Origin of the sequence: uncultured Shewanella sp. (genome assembly GCF_947491715.1) — a bacterium.
Lineage (GTDB): Bacteria > Pseudomonadota > Gammaproteobacteria > Enterobacterales > Shewanellaceae > Shewanella.
Map to the genome: position 1 here is coordinate 29447 of NZ_CANLKR010000016.1, position 19269 is coordinate 48715.

Annotated in this window: 19 protein-coding genes; 3 read left to right on the plus strand and 16 right to left on the minus strand. The window is 39.3% G+C overall.

The window, feature by feature from the left end; translation table 11 throughout:
- Positions 1–23: 23 nt before the first annotated feature.
- The 6 genes from Q0779_RS12270 to Q0779_RS12295 form a co-directional block, all read right to left on the minus strand.
- Positions 24–428, minus strand: coding sequence for a GFA family protein (locus Q0779_RS12270; RefSeq protein WP_298772935.1), 405 nt, complete (start codon positions 426–428; stop codon positions 24–26).
- Between the two features lie 88 nt (positions 429–516).
- The gene (locus tag Q0779_RS12275) at positions 517–1557 is read right to left on the minus strand and encodes a hypothetical protein (RefSeq protein ID WP_298772936.1); all 1041 of its coding nucleotides are present in this window, start codon (positions 1555–1557) and stop codon (positions 517–519) included.
- A 327-nt stretch (positions 1558–1884) separates the two neighbouring features.
- A complete protein-coding gene (locus tag Q0779_RS12280; RefSeq protein ID WP_298772937.1) occupies positions 1885–2421 on the minus strand; it encodes a GNAT family N-acetyltransferase in 537 nt (178 codons plus the stop codon).
- A 97-nt stretch (positions 2422–2518) separates the two neighbouring features.
- Positions 2519–5581, minus strand: coding sequence for an efflux RND transporter permease subunit (locus Q0779_RS12285; RefSeq protein ID WP_298772938.1), 3063 nt, complete (start codon positions 5579–5581; stop codon positions 2519–2521).
- 3 nt (positions 5582–5584) lie between these two features.
- Positions 5585–6739, minus strand: coding sequence for an efflux RND transporter periplasmic adaptor subunit (locus Q0779_RS12290; protein ID WP_298772939.1), 1155 nt, complete (start codon positions 6737–6739; stop codon positions 5585–5587).
- Positions 6740–6989: 250 nt separating this feature from the next.
- Positions 6990–7457, minus strand: coding sequence for a DUF6265 family protein (locus Q0779_RS12295; RefSeq protein ID WP_298772941.1), 468 nt, complete (start codon positions 7455–7457; stop codon positions 6990–6992).
- Positions 7458–8191: 734 nt separating this feature from the next.
- Between Q0779_RS12295 and Q0779_RS12300 the strand changes: the two genes are divergently transcribed.
- Positions 8192–8446 carry a hypothetical protein gene (locus Q0779_RS12300; RefSeq protein WP_298772943.1) on the plus strand — a complete coding sequence of 85 codons (255 nt, stop codon included), beginning with the start codon at positions 8192–8194 and terminating at the stop codon, positions 8444–8446.
- Positions 8447–8676: 230 nt separating this feature from the next.
- Here Q0779_RS12300 and Q0779_RS12305 read toward each other — a convergent pair whose 3' ends face one another.
- Together Q0779_RS12305 and Q0779_RS12310 are read right to left on the minus strand one after the other, a co-directional pair.
- Positions 8677–9027, minus strand: coding sequence for a hypothetical protein (locus Q0779_RS12305; protein WP_298772945.1), 351 nt, complete (start codon positions 9025–9027; stop codon positions 8677–8679).
- 122 nt (positions 9028–9149) lie between these two features.
- A complete protein-coding gene (locus Q0779_RS12310; protein ID WP_298772947.1) occupies positions 9150–10232 on the minus strand; it encodes an NAD(P)/FAD-dependent oxidoreductase in 1083 nt (360 codons plus the stop codon).
- Positions 10233–10363: 131 nt separating this feature from the next.
- On the opposite strand from Q0779_RS12310, the gene Q0779_RS12315 reads away from it, so the two are divergent.
- Positions 10364–11248: a LysR family transcriptional regulator gene (locus Q0779_RS12315; RefSeq protein WP_298772949.1), complete on the plus strand. Its 885-nt coding sequence runs from the start codon at positions 10364–10366 to the stop codon at positions 11246–11248.
- A 44-nt stretch (positions 11249–11292) separates the two neighbouring features.
- Here the strand turns inward: Q0779_RS12315 and Q0779_RS12320 are convergent, their stop codons facing one another.
- The 5 genes from Q0779_RS12320 to Q0779_RS12340 all read right to left on the minus strand — a co-directional run bounded on the left by Q0779_RS12320 (position 11293) and on the right by Q0779_RS12340 (position 15072).
- Entirely contained in the window at positions 11293–11778 is a 486-nt protein-coding gene (locus Q0779_RS12320; RefSeq protein ID WP_298772951.1) for a tetratricopeptide repeat protein, read from the minus strand.
- Positions 11779–11918: 140 nt separating this feature from the next.
- The gene (locus tag Q0779_RS12325; protein ID WP_298772952.1) at positions 11919–12875 is read right to left on the minus strand and encodes an alpha/beta hydrolase; all 957 of its coding nucleotides are present in this window, start codon (positions 12873–12875) and stop codon (positions 11919–11921) included.
- A 95-nt stretch (positions 12876–12970) separates the two neighbouring features.
- A complete protein-coding gene (locus Q0779_RS12330; RefSeq protein ID WP_298772953.1) occupies positions 12971–13762 on the minus strand; it encodes a helix-turn-helix transcriptional regulator in 792 nt (263 codons plus the stop codon).
- Between the two features lie 63 nt (positions 13763–13825).
- Positions 13826–14281 (minus strand): carboxymuconolactone decarboxylase family protein, encoded by a 456-nt coding sequence (locus tag Q0779_RS12335; protein WP_298772954.1) that lies wholly within the window; start codon positions 14279–14281, stop codon positions 13826–13828.
- Positions 14282–14910: 629 nt separating this feature from the next.
- Positions 14911–15072 (minus strand): hypothetical protein, encoded by a 162-nt coding sequence (locus tag Q0779_RS12340; RefSeq protein ID WP_298772956.1) that lies wholly within the window; start codon positions 15070–15072, stop codon positions 14911–14913.
- Between the two features lie 213 nt (positions 15073–15285).
- Between Q0779_RS12340 and Q0779_RS12345 the strand changes: the two genes are divergently transcribed.
- A complete protein-coding gene (locus Q0779_RS12345) occupies positions 15286–16509 on the plus strand; it encodes an NAD(P)-binding protein (protein WP_298772957.1) in 1224 nt (407 codons plus the stop codon).
- A 332-nt stretch (positions 16510–16841) separates the two neighbouring features.
- Here Q0779_RS12345 and Q0779_RS12350 read toward each other — a convergent pair whose 3' ends face one another.
- The 3 genes from Q0779_RS12350 to Q0779_RS12360 form a co-directional block, all read right to left on the minus strand.
- On the minus strand, positions 16842–17834 hold the full coding sequence (locus Q0779_RS12350; protein WP_298772959.1) for a transposase: 993 nt from the start codon (positions 17832–17834) through the stop codon (positions 16842–16844).
- Positions 17835–18153: 319 nt separating this feature from the next.
- A complete protein-coding gene (locus Q0779_RS12355) occupies positions 18154–18639 on the minus strand; it encodes a hypothetical protein (RefSeq protein ID WP_298772961.1) in 486 nt (161 codons plus the stop codon).
- A 234-nt stretch (positions 18640–18873) separates the two neighbouring features.
- Complete coding sequence (locus Q0779_RS12360; protein WP_298772964.1) at positions 18874–19269, minus strand: Imm41 family immunity protein; 396 nt, start codon at positions 19267–19269, stop codon at positions 18874–18876.

Consider the following 19269-nt stretch of genomic DNA (forward strand, 5'->3'; position numbering starts at 1 on the left):
TATTTTTACTCATTATAGGAATATTATCGACAGGGTTCATGCTCACTATAACAAGGAAGTGAAGTCTCAATAGTATCCCAACAGGCTTTTGAATCAACAAAGTTATGGGACATTGGCCGCTCGGCAATATCACTGTCTAATAAACCTAATCGCAGGCGATACCGCTTGAGATCTGCCGCGTTTTCACTGTACAACGGAGATGCGCATCGTCGACAAAAATAACGCTTTTTTCCAGGCTTCACTTCATAGTGATTAATCAGCATTTGCCCTTTTATAATGTGTAAATCAGCGCGCGAAACAAATCCATTGGTGGCATAAGCCGTGCCACTGGATTTTCGACACAATGAGCAATGGCAATGAATAATCTGTGTTATCGCCCCCTCAATCGCCACTTCAACACCTTTGCACAGACAACTTCCTTTAATCATATTTTTCCCTACATCAGTGACATTAAATACATCAGCTGCTGATCACTCAACAAGTATCCTTTTATATTAAGGCTATATTAAATTAAAGCTATAAATAACTCACACCCAGTTCAGCCAGATAAATTTTTGCATAAGGTTCAATATCATCTGGAGCATGATTCACTTGCACGACACTGATAAAATAGTACTTATCTTGATATTGAAAGAGCTTTGCTCCCCTTAATAAAATAGAGTCTTCATAAATGATTTTCTCATCATTTTTCTCCTTAAGAGTAAAACGAGTATAGTTCTCTGAAAAACCATTAGTATGGATAGTAAAAGGCAATGTCGAATTCATGTCAATGCCTTGTTTTGCTCCAAATGTCGCCACTTCAAAAGGCCTTAGCCGCATATTCACTTTATTAAAAAAGCCTAATTCCTTAAGCTCTACAAGGGGTAATGTTCCCATAATATGTCGAGCATGATGATCCGTAGACACCACCAAATCATCCCCTTTATGATGTAATTTCAATGGACGCTGTACATTAAAATGACTTAAGGTTTCAACAGAAGGTGCTAAATGTTGTTGAGCATGATGAGGAAAATTCAATGACACAGGTTGCCCCGTTTCAGTACTCACCGCATGCCAAGTATTCGCCATGGGGATCACATCTTTTTTTAAATCAAACACGGGCGCTTTAGGCGACATTTTAGGCATAAAACCTTTTAATTCTTCATTTGCCCACCAAGCCACAAAAATTAAAATAGCAGCAGAACCTGTCACTTTGAGTGCCCCTATCGTAAAAGACGCATTATGGACCCCTCCTAAGAATCGATATAAGATAGAGGCCACTGCAATCCCCAAAAAAATAGCAATAATGGGCGGTGGAACTAAAATAGGACTTTTCAAATACCATAGCATAGTCAGTACTGGTGCTAATAATAAGGTCATGACAATAGCGATAATCACCACAATATCTTCTGCAGATAACGCTTGTCTAGGTTTGTGACTGGAAGGGTTTTGATGAGAAATCAATTTGTCAGCCCCTCCTTGTCCCCTCTTAATTTGCGACGTCGAGAAATCAACCTGATTTTCCATTAAATCAGCCGACGTTGAATGAACGTGATTAAGCTTACTTGCATTAGCCATGACTTTTCATTCCTTTGTATGATTCCATTATTGCGCTTAAGAGCATTAACAATAAGCGCGAGTATTAAAGTGAAAGTAATGATCAGATGATGAATATAAAAACCCAAGCCCCCCTAAAAATCATACGAGTCGATGGGGTATAATAGGATGATGAGATAATTACAGATTTAAACCTTGTTATTGATTGCTCCATGCATAAACATTAGGCTTTTTTATGAATAATACTGATCTTTTTTGAATAAACGTATCGATGATATCTTTTATTTTGTTCGATAATAATAAACGCGCGACAGTAAAGTCAATAAAAGTAAGCAATACTGCTAAACGTTAAACGCCTAGCAAGCGAAACATAAAGGTATATGAACAAGGCTTGCCATCAATGCGGAACATATCGTCTATTTCCCCTCCCACAGTAAAACCATATTTTTGATATAAGTTGATTGCAGCAAGATTACTGGAAAGCACCCATAAGTCGAGATAGGCAACCTGAGGAAATTGGGTTAACCAAGTCACAAGCGTATCAAGTAACAGTTTGCCTAAACCTTGATGCCGATACTCTGTCGCGACTCCCATCCCCAATACCACTCGGTGTTGAGTATAAGCTTGAGTATGCCCTCTGATCTCAATGTGTCCAATAACCTTGCCTCCTTCAAAGGCTAACCAGAGTCTACGCCAGTCAGTCTCGGCAAAAGTCTTTTTAATACCATGATAGAACTGTGATTTTGTCATGGTATTAATATTGGACTCAGCACTCGATAAAGACTGGAATAAATGCGTATCACCTGCGCTATCATCAGATAAGTGCACTTGTAAGTACTGAAAAAAAGCATTGATATCATCAGGTGTTGCCAGTCGAATATCCATAATAAACCTCGTTCTTGATGCATATTGATTCAGTGTACTCTTTTCTATTCACAGGATAAATCTTTCTGATTATATTTCTCATTGGTTAAGTCATCACCTAAGAGCAAGACGGATCAGCTTTCTTCTCGACTTGAATATTGAAAAAAATGGCATAAAGCGTCGGCACCACCAGCATAGTAAGCACAGTCGCAAAGCCAAGTCCCGCCATAATCGTAATCGACATGTTGACAAAAAACACATCAGGAAGCAGTGGGATCATGCCTAAAATAGTGGTCGCCGCAGCAAGCACAACAGGGCGTAATCGACTCATTGATGAATCAATAATGGCAATAAACTGCTGTTTACCTGTATCAATTTGCTGATCAATTTCATCAATTAATACGATGGCATTTTTAATGAGTAGCCCCACTAAGGATAATGCCCCCAGTATTGACATGAAATCAAAAGCCCCCCCTGTCGTTAATAACCCCGCCGTGATCCCAATAATTGCCAAAGGAACGGTTAACCAAATAATAAGTGGTTGTCGCAATTGCCCAAACAATAAAATAGAGGTTAATATCATGAGTAAAAAGCCAACAGGCAAAGCGCCCGCTAACCCAGCCTGTGCTTTTTGTGAATCCTCATACTCTCCTCCCCAAGCTAAATGATAACCAAGAGGGAGCGGCATCGCTTCTATTTTGACTTTTAAACGCTCAAATAAAGGCTCGGTGAGTTCGCCTTTTGGATTGCAAGAAGCAATAATGGTTTGAATACGGTTTCTTCCCCTCAGCACCGTATTTTCCCAGCGGGTTTGATATTCACTCACCACCTGAGATGCGGGCACCGTTCTTCCCAATACCGGACTCCACACTTGCACATCACGCAAATTAGCCACATCGCCCCTTTCTCCCTCAATGGCCCGTAATTTTATTGGCAATGAACGGTTGTTATCACGATATTTCCCCACCGTATTGCCTTCACCAGAATACTGTAACGCCAAGGCTAGCTCTTCACGAGTGATCCCAAGCTGTCTACCCACTTGCTCATTAAAAACAGGGGTGATCACTTTCACCGGATTTCGCCAATCATCTCTCACATCTTTAGCATCATTATCACTGCGCATAATAGCTTGCGCTCGTACTGAAAGTTCTCGTAATACACTCGCATCGGGCCCACTAAACCGAGCTTCTATCTTACCATCTCGTCCCGGACCAATGCGGAGTGCTTTAATGATAGGGTCGTTAGATAAAGTATTTTCTCTCATAAAATCTTGTACTTGTTGCCACACATTTGGGATCATTTCACGGGACTCGGTTTCAACAATAATTTGAGCATAAGCCGCAGCAGGTTCTTTTGAGTCATACACTAATGTAAAGCGCTGATGAGCGCCGCCAATCACAGTGCTGGTTTGCAAAACTTCAGGTAAATTATCTAAATAACGACTGATTTTTAACGCGGTATCACGAGTATGTCGAATATCACTGCCCTCAGGCTCCCATACATCAATAAAAAACATAGGCGTATTAGACTCAGGAAAAAAACCATTTTTGACATAACCAAAACCGATAACCGCAGCAACAAACAATATCACCACACCACCCACTGTCACCCAACGATACGTAATCGCAGCGGTGACCAATTTTCGATAACCAGCAAAAAAAATGCCCTTATAAGGCTCAACTTCTGCGGCAGACGCATCCCCTTTTTTCATTAACAAGGCACATAATAAAGGCGTGGAACTAATGGCGGTTATCCAAGATAAAGACAAGGAAATTAAAATGACATAAAATAAGGACCCCGCAAACTCCCCCGTCGAATCCGGTGATAAACCGATGGCAGAAAAGGCAAGAATACCAATGGCTGTTCCCCCCAGCAGCGCCCAAATGGTCGAACCCACCGTTTCCGAGGCAGCTTGAGTCGCACTGAGGCCTTTTTGCATGCGAACCATCATGCCTTCAGCCACCACAATGGCATTATCTACCAGCATGCCTAAGGCTATCACTAAGGCCCCTAAGGAAATTCTTTGTAAATCTATCGAAAATAAATTCATGAAAAACAATGTGCCAGAAACCGTGATCAGTAGCACACTGCCAATAATCAAACCCACCCTTAAGCCCATGAACAGTAACAACACCACAATCACAATCGCCACGGCTTGCCCGACACTGACAATAAAACCGCTAACCGATTTATCCACTTCCTGAGGTTGGTTATAAATAAGCTTAAAAGACATTCCAATGGGAATAATAGATTGTAACGCCTCAAAACGCTGGCTCAAGCGTTTACCTACCTCAACAACATTCTCTCCTGGAAGCATAGACACACCGATTGCTAACCCCGGCTCACCATTCACATAATAAAGCTTATTGGGCACATCATTATAGGAACGGGTAATGTTGGCAATATCTTTAAGATAGAGCAGTTTTTTATTTTTAGAACTAATGAGCACATCGCCGATGGATTGTACCGACTGAAACGTACCTGTTGGGCTGATCCGTAAGTAATCATCCCCGACACGAATACTCCCCGCATCGATGACTTCATTTTGTGACGCTAAAATACTGGCAATATTTTGCAGCGAAATACCCAGCTCTGCTAAATGTGAGCGTGAGATCGTCACATACACCACTTCTTTTTGCTCGCCATCAATCACAATTTTTCTCACACCAGGAACTTGCACCATGTGTTTTTTAACATTATCCGCCGTATCAAACAGATCTCGCCATGAGTACCCAGCTCCCGTTAAAATACCATACACCCCATAAACATCACCAAAGTCATCAATCACCATTGGCGCATGAGCGCCTGTAGGCAAAGACGGCGTCACATCCGCAATTTTACGGCGCAGTTCATCAAAAATATTAGGAAAGTCTTTTTTTCTGAATTTATCTTTAAACTCAATGGTAATATCAGAAAGCCCAGGGCGAGACACCGACATTTTAATCCACTTAACTTGAGGCAACTTCTGAATGGCATCTTCAATGTAATAGGTCACTTCATCTTGTACTTCTTGCGCCGTTGCACCAGGATACAAAGTGATGACTTTTGCCAGCTTAATCGTAAATTCAGGATCTTCTAATCGGCCCATTTTGTTAAAGGCCAAAATGCCACCCACCAGCAATATTAAGATCAACAACCAAGAAATCACTTTATTATTTACTGAGTACTCGCCAATATTCATCCGTTATTCTCCTTGGCCAGTCTGAAACAGCCTGTCTTCTTGGCGAGGTACGGCCTGCTCTGATTGCACCATGCGTGAGACTTTCATTCCCTTAGCTAAATACGTCGCTCCAACAGCAACAACCTCCTCATTGCCCACTAAGCCTTTTGTCACTTGTATTTCATTGTGCCGCATTCGACCAATCGTCACCGGCTGAGCGGATACTGTCATGGTGTCAGGATCCAAGACCCACACCCGTGAGCCTAATACAGGATCGGCCACAACCGCTGACGCTGGCAGCCAAAAAACGGGTTCAGCTTGAGTAAACTTGGAAAAATCTATCACCACATTCACCGTCATTCCCGGCAGCACAGTAAATGCCTTGGGAGAAGGCATAGTAAAGCGCACCTGAAATGTCTGTGTATCGGGGTCCGCTTTTGTCGCAATTTCTTTGGTCTGTAAAGGAAAATGATGTGATTTTTGCCCCTCAAACTCTGCATAAACGGCAATATCTTTTTTTCTATCTTCGACTTCACTGGCCCTCAGGCTCCGTACAATCGATTCAGGAATATTAATCACCACATCTAAACTATTCACTCCTTGCAAAGCAAAAATCACCTGCTTAGCCGCCACTTCTTCGAAGTTATCCACAAATCGGCGTGCTATTTGACCAGAAAAAGGCGCTCTTAATTGGGTATAATCCAATTGCTGTTTTGCATTAGCCAACGCGGCTTTATCTTTTTTTGCTTCCGACTCCATGCGGTCATAATCCATTTTAGAAATATAACCGGATACAATCAGCTCTTTTGCACGTTCGAAGTTACGCCGCGTTTTATCATAGCTGGCTTGTTTATCTTGTACGCTGATTTTGAAATCTGTGTCATCTAGCTTTGCTAACACTTGGTTTTTATCCACAATGTCGCCTTCTTTGACTGCAATGTCTGTTAGCGTGCCACTGACCCTAAAGGCCAGATCTGCTTGTTGTGACGCTTCAACTCGTCCCGGAAAGTGGCGAACCGCCCCCGCCTCACTCATTTTTACCGTAAAAATTTTAACAGGACGAATAATCGGCGCCGTTGGCTTAGCATCTTGCTTATTGCACGCCGATAGCAATAAAGTCACGATACCCACTCCAAGCAATAACACTGGCTTTGTCGTGCATCTCCCCAATAAAAACATGGTTTTTCCTTAACGGATCATTGTGATATTAAGCATAAGCTTAGGTGGGATAATAGGAGTATGCTGATTTTTATAACAGGATTTTATATTTAAGCCAGTCGCATCAATAAAAAGCGATAAGCTATTAGATAAAACTCAAGACAACGAATGCGCAATAAGATTGCTTGGCTCAGATTAAATACTCATACCAAATTAATGCAAGTCTTATATAAGTGAAGAAATAGAGACGCAATAGCTTTTATTCACCTTCTCATTGGCGTATATAATCCATGATCAATTGTGTATTATCTTTGCCTAATACCTTTACATGAATATGGTTATCATCAACTAATTGATAAATTATTGTTTGCGGAAAATCATGCTCTTTATTTTCAAAAACTAATCGATTACTTTCACAATCAATGAGTTTAAAGGCAATAGGAAGTAGATTACTGTCCACTTTAGCCAAGTAAAAAACCATATTAGACATGGCAACAATTCTTAATGTTTCAGCACTTACCCGCTCATTAGAGGTTGTTCTCGTCTGACCCTCACCTTCCATCGTGTTTTCACTTACCGCCCACCAGGATTCCCGCACCTTTTGCCCATCCCCTTGATATTGCCAGTGCCCATTGAGCCAACTCACAGACGTTAATGAATGACAAGGAGTCGCAGCTAAGGCTTCTGTCACTACTAAACTGAACAGAAACAAACTAAAATGTAAGGAATATAGACTCAAGATTTCCCCTTTGTTGACTCGTTTAGTGCGAGTTAAATGATCAATAAGAGTGCCCTTTTTTTAAAATCAATAGCCCTTTGATTATAACAAGGCGCCGAGTACTTGCTTGATTTGCGAATAATCCCCTCACAAAAAGAAAACTCAACCCTCTGATTATATTTTAATGATAATGGGGGTAACCCAAGCACGGCATAAACAAGTAATGTATAAAAAGCACTGTATAAATAAACAGTACATTATAAAATCCCTTTCTTTACTCTGTCAAAATAACCCAACCTAAGAACCATTCATCATCAAATCACAATCAACAATAACAACTAACAATTTGATTATTAATATATTATTAAAATAACACTGACAGATAGTATAAAAATCACACTCACACTAAGTATCCATACTGTTAAAACATGAAGTACTGTATATAAAAACAGTACTCTCATCGTTTACGTAAAAATCCGACTTAAAATGAACAGAAACAGCATAATAACCACATAAAAATACTCGGTTAATCCCATCAGCAAATGTGAATATCACTTGCATCATTCACCCGCCATGAGCACAAGCGCAATGAATATTCATTAGACAGATAAAGGGAGAAGTAAAGAGGAGTAAAAAAATAAGGATAACCACCTGAAAGGCCCCTCAATTGAAAAACATGAAACAGCTTTATTCTTACCAGAATCACCTATACTTATTACTTCTTCAACCCAATGTGCCATTAACGTGGAGCAATTATGTACAAGGAATTTAAAGAGAATTTACACAGCGAAAAAGACTCTATGGAGAATGCGGGGATCGCTATCGATGATAATACAGTCAATAACTATAAGGACCTCTACCATGAAGGTGGCTTTCCTTGCCCAGCTTGCTTTATACGTAAGAGTAAAACCGTTTCAATGAAATGTACCGCTCACGATTGGGAACAAAGAGTCAAACATGATCTCTTTGAATGCCCTGAATGCCTAGGGTTTATCGAAGTCTGTCCTTAAATCGCTCACTTAACACTACTCCATAAAAAGTTGCTCATAAGATCACTCGATTACGTTTTCAACAATGAGAGGATAGATTCTATCCTCTCATGACTCGCCATTGATATCTGTACATAACCTGCACATAACCTGTACGTGATACATTAAGAATTTAATCACGCTTTAACAAAGCTACTGGTGACTAAGCTCTGTTGATCATTCATGATATTTTATACAACACTATGTCTTGTTTATCGAGATAAGGAAATAAAGGCCATTTCAACAGCATTTCCAGCCTTTATGACTGTCGTATTAACCGTCACTGAAACTTGACGATTTTGAGCTTGAGCTGCGAGTAAAACGGACAGTGCGCCTGAATATGAAGGGTTTGAATTACTCATGTATACATAGTTCTTTCCTGAACACAACACATCACTGCCATTTTTAGATAATTCCACTAATAATGTATTTTCATGCCCATGAGAAGTTTCACGTTCACCTTGAACCATAATACGTTCCACATCTGCCAACCCACAATTGAATAATTCAGCTGACGCGCCACAAGCCATAAAATTCAAGCTCAAAAGCAACCATTTTTTCACTTAACACTCCAATTCATCACAAAAAAGCCTTGCATTATACTGATGAAACAATTGAATTTAAATATCCAGTTTATTTTATTAACGTATTAATTTAATTCTTAATTTCATTCACGATAAAAATGTTAAACACGCTTATCGGGTACTGCCCCGTAAAGTTTATACATATTACGGATCCCCATGTCTTTTTGTTTCATATTGACAAAAAAGTTCGCCGTCGTCACGCCAAAGGGCATTTGTGCCACTCCAGAGTCTGTACCTGTAGGGGTAATAATGGCAAATGGCGGGGTTTTATAGGGGCTGATTTTTTTTCCTTGCAACGATTTTACTATCTGCTCTGCTAACCTCGCCCCTTGCACACTGGCAATATAACCATGTTTATGACTATCAAGGGCCGCACAGTCACCTAATGCATACAAATGCGCAAAGCCCACGACTCTCATATATTCATCCACCTTGACTAATCCAGTATTATCAAGAATATCTGGAAGCTCAGCCTTTAAAAACTCAGTATTAGGCAACATGCCAACACACTGATAAGCAATATCAACCTTAAGAGATTCATTGCTCTTTACGCACCGATAAGCCTCCCCCTCTTGAATGAACTTACGATTCAATTTCACTGTTACGCCTTTCGCCATTAATTGCCCATGCGCTTTACGCTGAGCTTTTGGTTTCATGTTATCTAACAAGCTCTCACTTGAATGCGCTAAAGTAATGGCTTTATCTGGGAAGCTACTTGCAATTTCACCCGCAAACTCAACACCCACACTGCCCCCGCCCATCACTAAAACCGATTGAGCAGCAACCAGTTGCGCATGACTTTGCATCAGTTCTTGACTGCGCGCGTGATAATCCAATGCCACATGTGACTTCGCCAGTGGCAATGTCGGATAACGACTTCCTGAAGCAATAATGGCGTATTGAAAACCAATACACTCGCCATTATCCAATTCGGCCTCTTTTTCATTCATTGACGTAACACAAGCCTGAATAAAGGTGCCATGAATAAAATCACGATAATATTTACGCGGCGTATTCCCCATGGTTTTCGGCGCTGTCACATTACGCAACACGGCAAATGTGACTTCAAAATAATTTTTCCTATCAAGCAAGATCACATTCATGCCATGCTGTGATAACTTTTGCGCTGCCGCTACGCCAGCAAAACCACCACCAATAATCAATACATCTGTTTGCTTTTTCATAATACGCTTCCATCTTGAAATAAATGACAAAATTGAATCCATTTTCCTTTCAACAGACAATAACATTAGTTAATATCTAATATAATTTGTTAATTACTATAAAGATGTAAGGTTTTTTCTAAGGAGAAATAATGACATTAGATCAACTTAGCGCCTTGCAGGCCATTGTTGAAGGCGGCTCTTTAAGAGACGCTGCCCAGAAACTGCATCGAACTCAGCCAACCATTAGTGTTGCGATAAAAAATCTAGAGCAAGAGCTTGGCCTCACACTGTTTGATCGCAATCAATACAGAAACACATTGACTCCCCAAGGTCTGGCTCTTTATGAAAAAGCAAAACACGTCTTAGACCAAGCCCACTCATTTAAGCAACTGGCCACCCAACTGGCCATTGGAGAAGAATTACAAGTCGGCATAGCCTTTACATCCGCCATTCCTATTGGGCCAATTATCAGTACCATAGAGCAGTGCAAAGTGGCCTTTCCAGGTACTCGACTGGACGTCTATTCAGAGAATGGCATGGGCCCTCTGGACCGACTGAATAGTGGACAAGCCTCTATTGTGGTGATCCCTTGGATGAAGAATATTGATAAACTGGAATCAATACATTTCATGAACATGCGTTTTATCTCTGTCATTGCAGCCAGCTCCCCCTTGTTGCAAACCTATGATGAGGTGCCTAAAGCCATCATGAAAAAGCATCCACAAGTCATCATTAGCGGTCGAGCATCTTCAACCACCAGCTACGGTGTACTGGAAGGAGGTGAGCAATGGAGAGTCAATGATTTCCAAACTAAAAAAGAAATCATTATGCAAAGCATGGGATGGGGAAGCTTACCTGAGCACCTAATAAAGAATGAGCTTCAACAGGGCTTACTCGCCCCTATCAAGGTTGAGGGAGAAACGAGAATGCCAAATATTGACATTCGAATCGCAAGATCAACCTCAAAGCCCGTCGGCCCAGTTGCTCAGAAACTATGGCAATTATTTAAAGAAAACAACACTACGCCTACATAGTATTATTGACTTTATTCACACTTGGCAGCTTACAGCGTCAGTGTTTATAACCACTTTCTATCTAAATCTTTAGCGTACAGTAAAATAGCGCGTTGATATTCTTTAATACTGTCACTGCTGGTGGTTGAGACTAAAAGCGTCAGTAAAATCGATATCGCTTCCTTGTGACGATGTAAATTATACAGGCACATAGCATAAAAAGGCTGCACTTCCTTTGATTCAGGGTACTCTGAAAGGGTCTGTTCAAAATAATCTAACGCTTGATCATAATGACCAATGCTCCTATAAGTACTTGCTAAACCAAATAAAACATCAAAACGTTCGGTTAACGACAATCGACCTGACAATGCAGCTTGATAATGCTCTATAGCCAACTTCTCTTTGCCCTCATTGTCAAATGACCACGCTATGTGTAAATGTGCCTTACTTGCATATGCTTCATCATCAAGTAAACTGGCAAGCAAATCGCGAGATATCTGGTGCTGGCCTTGCTGACGAAAAAGGATGGCTTGTTTAATCACTTTTTCCATTATTTTACCGCTACATATCAATGCCTATACCAAATCATAGCATTGACCTTGCACCTAAAGTCAATACTCATAATGCTCAGAAAAAAGTGTCATTTCGTCTTTCGGTTTTATCATTATCTCGCATCTATAATCATCAAAAGTCAGTTATCAAGCGCGAATAAAAAGTCATCAACCACTCGATTAAAGCGTTCCGCTCGCTCCCAAAACATCATATGTTTTCCCATATACACAGCAGTAGCAGACGGCGTGTTAGCTTGGATCCATTGATTGGCAACCGCTTTATTTTCACTGCGCACGACATACAGCAATGGCATCTTACCCTCCAAGGCTTTAAGATCGTCACTGTAATCTTGATAAAAGCCCGTTGCATTGGTGATTGCAGCGACACTACTTGATGTTTGCTTGGCAATAGCTGATACCCAAGCGACATTTTCGGCCGTGGGCTTTTCTAACATCCATTGGCTAAATTCTGTGATCACCTTGTCTCTATTTTCGATGATCCCTTCAGTAAATGATCGCGAATATCCATCCGCATCATCGTTCAAATACCACACCCATTCATCATAGGATTGACCCGCAATATCAGGCCCAGTGTCAATCATGATCATGCCTTTAATTTTTTCAACACCAAACTGATTAATGTACGCTAATTGCTCCGTCACACCGTATGACCACCCCGCTAAAATGATATTGTTCAAGTCTAGCTTTTCAATTAATTGGGCTAAATCTCGTGCATGCTGCTGATAAGTATGCCCTTCAACAGGTTTAGATGACTGACCTTGACCTCGAGGATCGTAAGTCAGTGCTCGGTACTGAGTAGAGCCTTTAAAGTGGGCAAGCTGACGCTCAAAAACCGCCGTTGACATCATCCAACCTGGAATAAAAATAATGGTCGTATTCCCACTGCCAGTCTGCTCGAAATGTATGGTCAAGTCTTTATTTATCATGACGTCCTCAGCCATGACGCCTTTTGCCACTATGCTCATCCCTATCATCATGATTAATATATTTATTAACTTCATCATTCTCTCTTCTTCATTCAGTTCACTTGAAACAACACACACCACGTCTTCCTCATTTTGAGAAACAAAATCCATTCTTTCATTAGGCTATAAGCGCTCAATGGAGTAACACTATTTGACGCTGATGAATAGAAGCGTTGGATCAAGCCGTATTGTGTTCGCTTAATCTGTTATGTCACTCGTTTGCGGTATTCCATTGGCGTCACTTTAGCAATATGCGTAAACTCTCGTGTCATGTGTGCTTGATCGGTAAAACCATGCTCGAATGCCACATTCGCAAGGGATGTCTCAGCAGCATATTTGAGAAAATGCATCGCCTTTTTAACTCGTAATATTCTTTGATAATACTTAGGTGTCATACTCATCCACTTTTGGAACTGTCGCTCTGTTTGCCGCTGGCTCAGGGGAACAGAGTGATTAAGCATCCCCAATTTTAGTTGGCCATTACAATTCTTATCTATCGTCTTTAACGCATGTTTAAGTGGATCTGGCAGCACATGAGCAGATCTGATCATTTTATCAAGCCATCGGTACAAGGCCGCGATTTGCCCATGTTGTCCTGCTATTTTTGCCAGCCGCTCGTACAGCGCATAAAGATCAACATTAAAAGCATCTTCCCGATTAAGAGTTAAATAAGTCGGCCTCGAATACAACGAACCTAATAAGCCAAAACTCACCGCCGGATGAAAGCGTATTCCCATCAATTCGGCCCCAGGTGGCAAAGAGATTAACTGCGCTTGCTTGCTCACAGGCAGTAATAATACACCAGGAGAATATGCAGTATCATTCAGCGCTATGTCACCATTGAAATGAAAAACGATACCGCTGCACGCATCACAATTGAGCCACCTTTGAATATGACTGACATTTTGTGGCGAGGTCTTCGCTGACCATATCGCTTGAACCTCATTTAACAAGCGCCCTTTCGGCTTAAAAAGTGTAAAATCAAATTCAGGCTTCACGGAATAACGACTCCATTGCTTTGATGATGAATTGAATCAACGATTAATAAGCTATTAATCAACTTAAGCGGAACGCGGCTTATAATCACCCACATCAGGCTTAAATGCCTTACCAATACGATTCCAACTATTAATCGCATTTACTGCCACAGTCAAGTCAACTAAACCTTGCTCACCCAATGCGCTCAATGCACTCTGGTATTGTATATCGCTCACAGGCTCGCCTGAAATAATCAACTCTGCCCAGCTTAACGCACTTTTTTCCAGATCAGAATAAAATGGCATCTCTCGCCAAGCACTTAACCCATAAAGTCTCTCAACACTTTCGCCTTGGCTCAGTGCATCTTTGCTGTGCATGTCAATACAGTAAGCGCATTGATTAATTTGAGAGACTCTCAACTTAATCAACTCCCAAAGCGCCGCTTTATCTTTAAACTCTTGCCCCAGATATTCCTCTTGTGCCAATAATACTGCCATCGCTTTTGGTGCAGTCGTAAAATAATTTATCCTTTGAGCCATAATACGCTTCCTTATTCCTTTGTTCACTATCCTCGAATAGAATGCAGTGTAACCCTGAGCCCATATGATTGATTGAAAAAAATCGACACTCACCAATAATGGCAAAAATTGAATGCCGCATTAAAATGCCGGACCATAGATAATGAGCCCAGATAGATGCCCATTTAGCTTAACTTCAAGCTTATATTAACTTAAAGCCATCAGAATATAGGTAGCTATTTTCAATGGTAAACTGGCAGGAGGGACAATAGTTAAACCCAAATGAATAATTAAACCACTATGAGTTGATACAAGTTCATAGGAGTTGATACGGGTTAATATTGAGCAATAAAAAACCACCGCCAGTGTTAGTTCTGGCGGTGATTTTTGTTAAACTTACATCAATTAACGAAGGGCAATTAACGAAGGGGGTCTTGCTTAATTTTTCGTTAATTTTAGGTGGGTTGGTTAATTTTAATTACTTTCAACAACCTTAATAAACTTCTGGTGCCAATATTCAGAGTTAACTTGTTTAGAAATAGACTTGATGAGATCTGGTTCCACCATTGGCTTTATCCTGAGCAACATATTGGTAAATCCATTCATGCGAGACAGAAATATCTATCTTATTCGCAATATGACTAATTTGCTCAGGGCTCCATTGCTGCTCTAGCATCCATTCGATGAAAATCACGGCGCATTGGCTGACTGTATATTTCGCTGCATTTTACCTTCAACACTCGGGCAATGGCGGCCTTTGAATGATCTTTAGCAAGTAATGCTGAAGTCTGGTATCTTTTTCCTTCGGTCAACTATTGGTAGCTCATGGTAATTCCGCTTTGATTTTGGCGATGAAAAGCATACCACTACCAGCGGTTAGCTCTCCATCATCAGATCATCCATGAGTATTGCACTTATTATATGAATTTAGGATACGTTAGTTTTAAATGACTCCATAAATTTGATATCCAATCAATTCAAACCTAGTCTTAACGTACATAACGTCCAAACACAGAGTGAATATTTTGCTTAAAAAACAAAAAATTGCAATAATTGGTGGTGGAGTAGCAGGTTTATCTTCTGCATGGTTGCTTGATGAACATCATGATATTACATTATATGAAACCTCTTCAGAGTTAGGTGGTGATGCTAAAACTTTTAAAAGAAAGGGGATTGCGTTTGATTACGGATTTAGAACTGTGTGCTGCAACTATACTTATTTTAAAAGATTACTCAAAATCTTAGATGTCCCCACGGTTAAACGACCATTTAATGTTCTTTATCAAAATGAAAAACACAGTTACCTTACACCTTTTTTATCGATTCATGGTAATTTATTATCAAAATTAAATTTAAGGTATTTAAAAACTATAATAGCTATGAAAAAGTTTGTTTGTAATGCGAATATTATCAATGAATCTGTTACTGTTGAGGAATATGCGTTACATTGGCTTAAAATAGATACTACTATATATAATGAGGTTATTTTACCACTATTTTGTTCTGCATGGAGCTGTACTGTAAATGATTTCCGTCAATTTTCTGCCAAAATTATTGCTAATTTTTTATTTGAAGTGGGCTTAAGTAAACCATTTCCACCTAAACAAACCTTTTTTACTAATGGTTGTAGTGAATATATTAATAAGTTACATCAAGATTTAAACCATACACAAGTCATATTGAATACTCCCGTACAGTCAGTGACTTTTCATAAAGATTATTGGGTAGTAAAAACAAATGAAACCACCCATCAATATGATCTAGTTATTTTCGCTATACCTGCTAATAAAGTGTGTGCAATAATTGAATCGGACGAAATCAAGGCTATTTTTAACCCTATCAGATATTCAGAATCATCAGTTGTTATCCATAATGATTTAGATATTGTAGGTGAATTTCCTCCGCGTACAACATATAAATATATTTATAATCAAGAATCACCGTTTCTAATTGGTCACTATTTACCTCACCCTAATGAAAAAATATTCATCACATATCGAGTTGACGATAATCTTTTTAAGACAGACAAAGTCTTTTTTTCAAGGACATTTCAACATGTCATTATTGATAAAGAACTTCTGAATGCACGAGACCAAATTAAACAAATTCAAGGATTAAATAATTTATACTTTACTGGGGCTTATTTAGTCAATGAAGTTCTTCATGAATCTGCACTGAACTCTACAATGAATATTATTACAATGATATGCCCTGAATCTAAAAGGTTAAAAAGCCTGACTTCAATTTAACCTTATTTGTAGTTAAGCCTAAATTCATATAACCTAGATCTCAGCAATAAGCGACACACTTTTACCTGTTAGAAATTCATAAGGACTGAGAATAAAATTAATTAAAAGTACGAGTAAAATTAATTAAGACATCCATAATTATTTTTTGACGTCATAACTCAAAATCTACACGCCAAAAATCTGCTATTCAATCTTTTTCATTAATATAAAGGTTAATTTAACATTGAAACTATCAGTAACCATATAAAAGTAACGGTAATATATGAATAATAAGCAGAATAAATAACTGAACCATGTTCAGCCTCATAAAAAAGAGCTAAGAAGTATTAGCTCTAAGCACTATCAAGCCAACGATGGCAATTTCTTGCGCCTTGTCGTCGCTTTCGTTCTAGATGTGCACAATAAGCATCCAATTCTTGCAAGCCGCCAACAGACCCTTTAAATAAACGCGTAAATTCGGTCGTCAACTTCAGCCAATTCTTTTGAGGAATATTAAGTCTATTGAGAATAGGCATAGCTAACTCACTGATTGAACCTCGCTTATCGTTTCGCTTATTATGAAGAATGAGTCGCCCCGTTTCATCCACTAACTGCAAATAATCATCCAAATGAAAGTGTAATCCTTTTGGCATATCAAGCCTTTCATTACCTACAAACGCCAATAAATTTGCGGATTGATCACCTTTTAACGCGGCCTTTATTCGACGCTGAATACTAGTAAAATCTGACTGTTCAGGCGTATCGGCCATTTTTGCGCGAATAGGATTCAAATCAACATAAGCCATACAAGCTAACACAGCCGCTTCATCAAGTAGCGCCTGAGATTTGAAGCGTCCCTCCCAAAACCGTCCACTGCATTTATCTTCTATGTTCGCTTTTCGTGCAATCGGTTCATTTAACGCCCTCATGAACCAGCTAATATCACTTAGACGACTACGGTACTTGGCAATGGTTTGAGATAATAACACGGTTTCAAATTCTTCCAGCGCACTACCATTAACAAATTTTTGAGTAATTTCAGTTCCTTTAAACAACTGATGCCAGCGCTGCGCAACATCCAATTTAGACCAAGTATTCGCTTCATAAATATCGACACACAGCACAACATGCAAATGATTGGACATCACTGCATAGGCACAGATATCGATTGCAAATACTTTTGCTAACTGAAGAATACGCTCTTCAACCCACACTCGCCGATGCTCATACGATTGACCTGTATAGTCATCTTTACCACACAAATAAGCTCGCCTCACACACCGAGATATACAATGATAATATGGCGTATCCTCGATGCTAATAATTGCTTTCCTTGGTATTGCCATAAACCCTCACATCGATTATTCATCAACTAATCAAAGCCTAGTTTACAGCTGCAAACTAGGCAAATAATCTTGGGTGTCTTGATTAATCGTGTCTTGATTAATCGTGTTTATAATTTAAAAAAGTGATCGCCCAAATCCCCTAAATCACCGCCATAAACCAGCGTATTGACCCCGGCACTAATGGCAGATTCGATAGGCATACAAAATAAAAAACCACCGCCAGAAGTGATATCAGAAGCGGTGGTTTTGGTTGAAATAACAACAGTTGATGATGGGTGATTAATTAATCTATGATAAGTGTCTCAGTTAACTACTATTTTCAATCTAAGCTAATCTCTTTGATATTAACACCAGCAACCCCTATACCAATTAATTTATCACCTTTTCCAACCAAAAAGTCTACAGAGAAACTACGATAAATTTTTGTAATTTTCTCTTTTTTAAAAAACATAACCCTTAAATACTTATGACTCCCATAAACTTCGAAGTCTGACTCCACATCTAAAAATCTATCTTCAGGCCAACCTGTCACATCAATGATAGGCAAAAAACTTTCAATCAAAAGTTCATCCAAATGAATATCTGCGATAGATGATATAGATTTCAACATAACAATACTGATTTCTGAAATACACCCACTGTCTGGATTTATAGCAATTTCTATTAAGGTATCTTTAAAATTACCTGTTCTCCAATAAAGTGGCACCGAAATTTTTTGCTTCTTAAACTCAGCAATAAATGGTACATAACCTGAATCTAGAACCTGTATTTCTTCAGGCTCTTTTATTGAAATAATATTTAACATGTTACATGTCATTTATCTTTACTCTTAGCTGATGTGTATCTAGCATGATATAAGGCAGGAAGATGACCTTCAACTTTAGGTTTACCAACTGGACATAAGTCAAAATTTAAGCATGCTCACTCAAATCCCTTGAAAAACAACAGAAAGCAATAAGAAAAAACAATAAAAAACCACCGCCAGTGTTAGTTCTGGCGGTGATTTTGAGAACTTAACTCATTAACTTTGGGAGGATAGTTAATCTTGATTATTTTTAATCAATGGATTTACCAAATCAAAACTACTCTCTGGTAATATATTGCCAGTTGAAATAGCCAAAAAAACCATATCGAACCGCTCAATAAATTCTTGTAGCTCTTCATCAGTGACACCATTTATAAGTACAGTATCATTTTTATTAAAATGGGACGCAACCATCATCCAAACAGATTTTTGAATTCCGAGTAATTTACCAAACAATTGTTTATCCACTTCATCATAAGTTTTTAGCCAAATAGCCAAATCTGCCAACTCCTTATGGAGTTTCCAAAAAGCATCTATGTTCCACTCATTGTGCTCATATAATCGTTCAGAAAATGAACCTTCCCAGTCAGGGTGGGTAGCTGAATATCTTTCAATTTCATATAATTTCAT

Bases quoted from the DNA above. Each gene is read 5' to 3' on its own strand.
- Q0779_RS12280 (WP_298772937.1), bottom strand. From the start codon at position 2,421: ATGGATATTCGACTGGCAACACCTGATGATATCAATGCTTTTTTTCAG.
- Q0779_RS12350 (WP_298772959.1), bottom strand. From the start codon at position 17,834: ATGGCAATACCAAGGAAAGCAATTATTAGCATCGAGGATACGCCATAT.
- Q0779_RS12360 (WP_298772964.1), bottom strand. From the start codon at position 19,269: ATGAAATTATATGAAATTGAAAGATATTCAGCTACCCACCCTGACTGG.
- Q0779_RS12355 (WP_298772961.1), bottom strand. From the start codon at position 18,639: ATGTTAAATATTATTTCAATAAAAGAGCCTGAAGAAATACAGGTTCTA.
- Q0779_RS12290 (WP_298772939.1), bottom strand. From the start codon at position 6,739: ATGTTTTTATTGGGGAGATGCACGACAAAGCCAGTGTTATTGCTTGGA.
- Q0779_RS12325 (WP_298772952.1), bottom strand. From the start codon at position 12,875: ATGGATTTTGTTTCTCAAAATGAGGAAGACGTGGTGTGTGTTGTTTCA.
- Q0779_RS12335 (WP_298772954.1), bottom strand. From the start codon at position 14,281: ATGGCTCAAAGGATAAATTATTTTACGACTGCACCAAAAGCGATGGCA.
- Q0779_RS12315 (WP_298772949.1), top strand. From the start codon at position 10,364: ATGACATTAGATCAACTTAGCGCCTTGCAGGCCATTGTTGAAGGCGGC.
- Q0779_RS12320 (WP_298772951.1), bottom strand. From the start codon at position 11,778: ATGGAAAAAGTGATTAAACAAGCCATCCTTTTTCGTCAGCAAGGCCAG.
- Q0779_RS12270 (WP_298772935.1), bottom strand. From the start codon at position 428: ATGATTAAAGGAAGTTGTCTGTGCAAAGGTGTTGAAGTGGCGATTGAG.
- Q0779_RS12300 (WP_298772943.1), top strand. From the start codon at position 8,192: ATGTACAAGGAATTTAAAGAGAATTTACACAGCGAAAAAGACTCTATG.
- Q0779_RS12275 (WP_298772936.1), bottom strand. From the start codon at position 1,557: ATGGCTAATGCAAGTAAGCTTAATCACGTTCATTCAACGTCGGCTGAT.
- Q0779_RS12310 (WP_298772947.1), bottom strand. From the start codon at position 10,232: ATGAAAAAGCAAACAGATGTATTGATTATTGGTGGTGGTTTTGCTGGC.
- Q0779_RS12285 (WP_298772938.1), bottom strand. From the start codon at position 5,581: ATGAATATTGGCGAGTACTCAGTAAATAATAAAGTGATTTCTTGGTTG.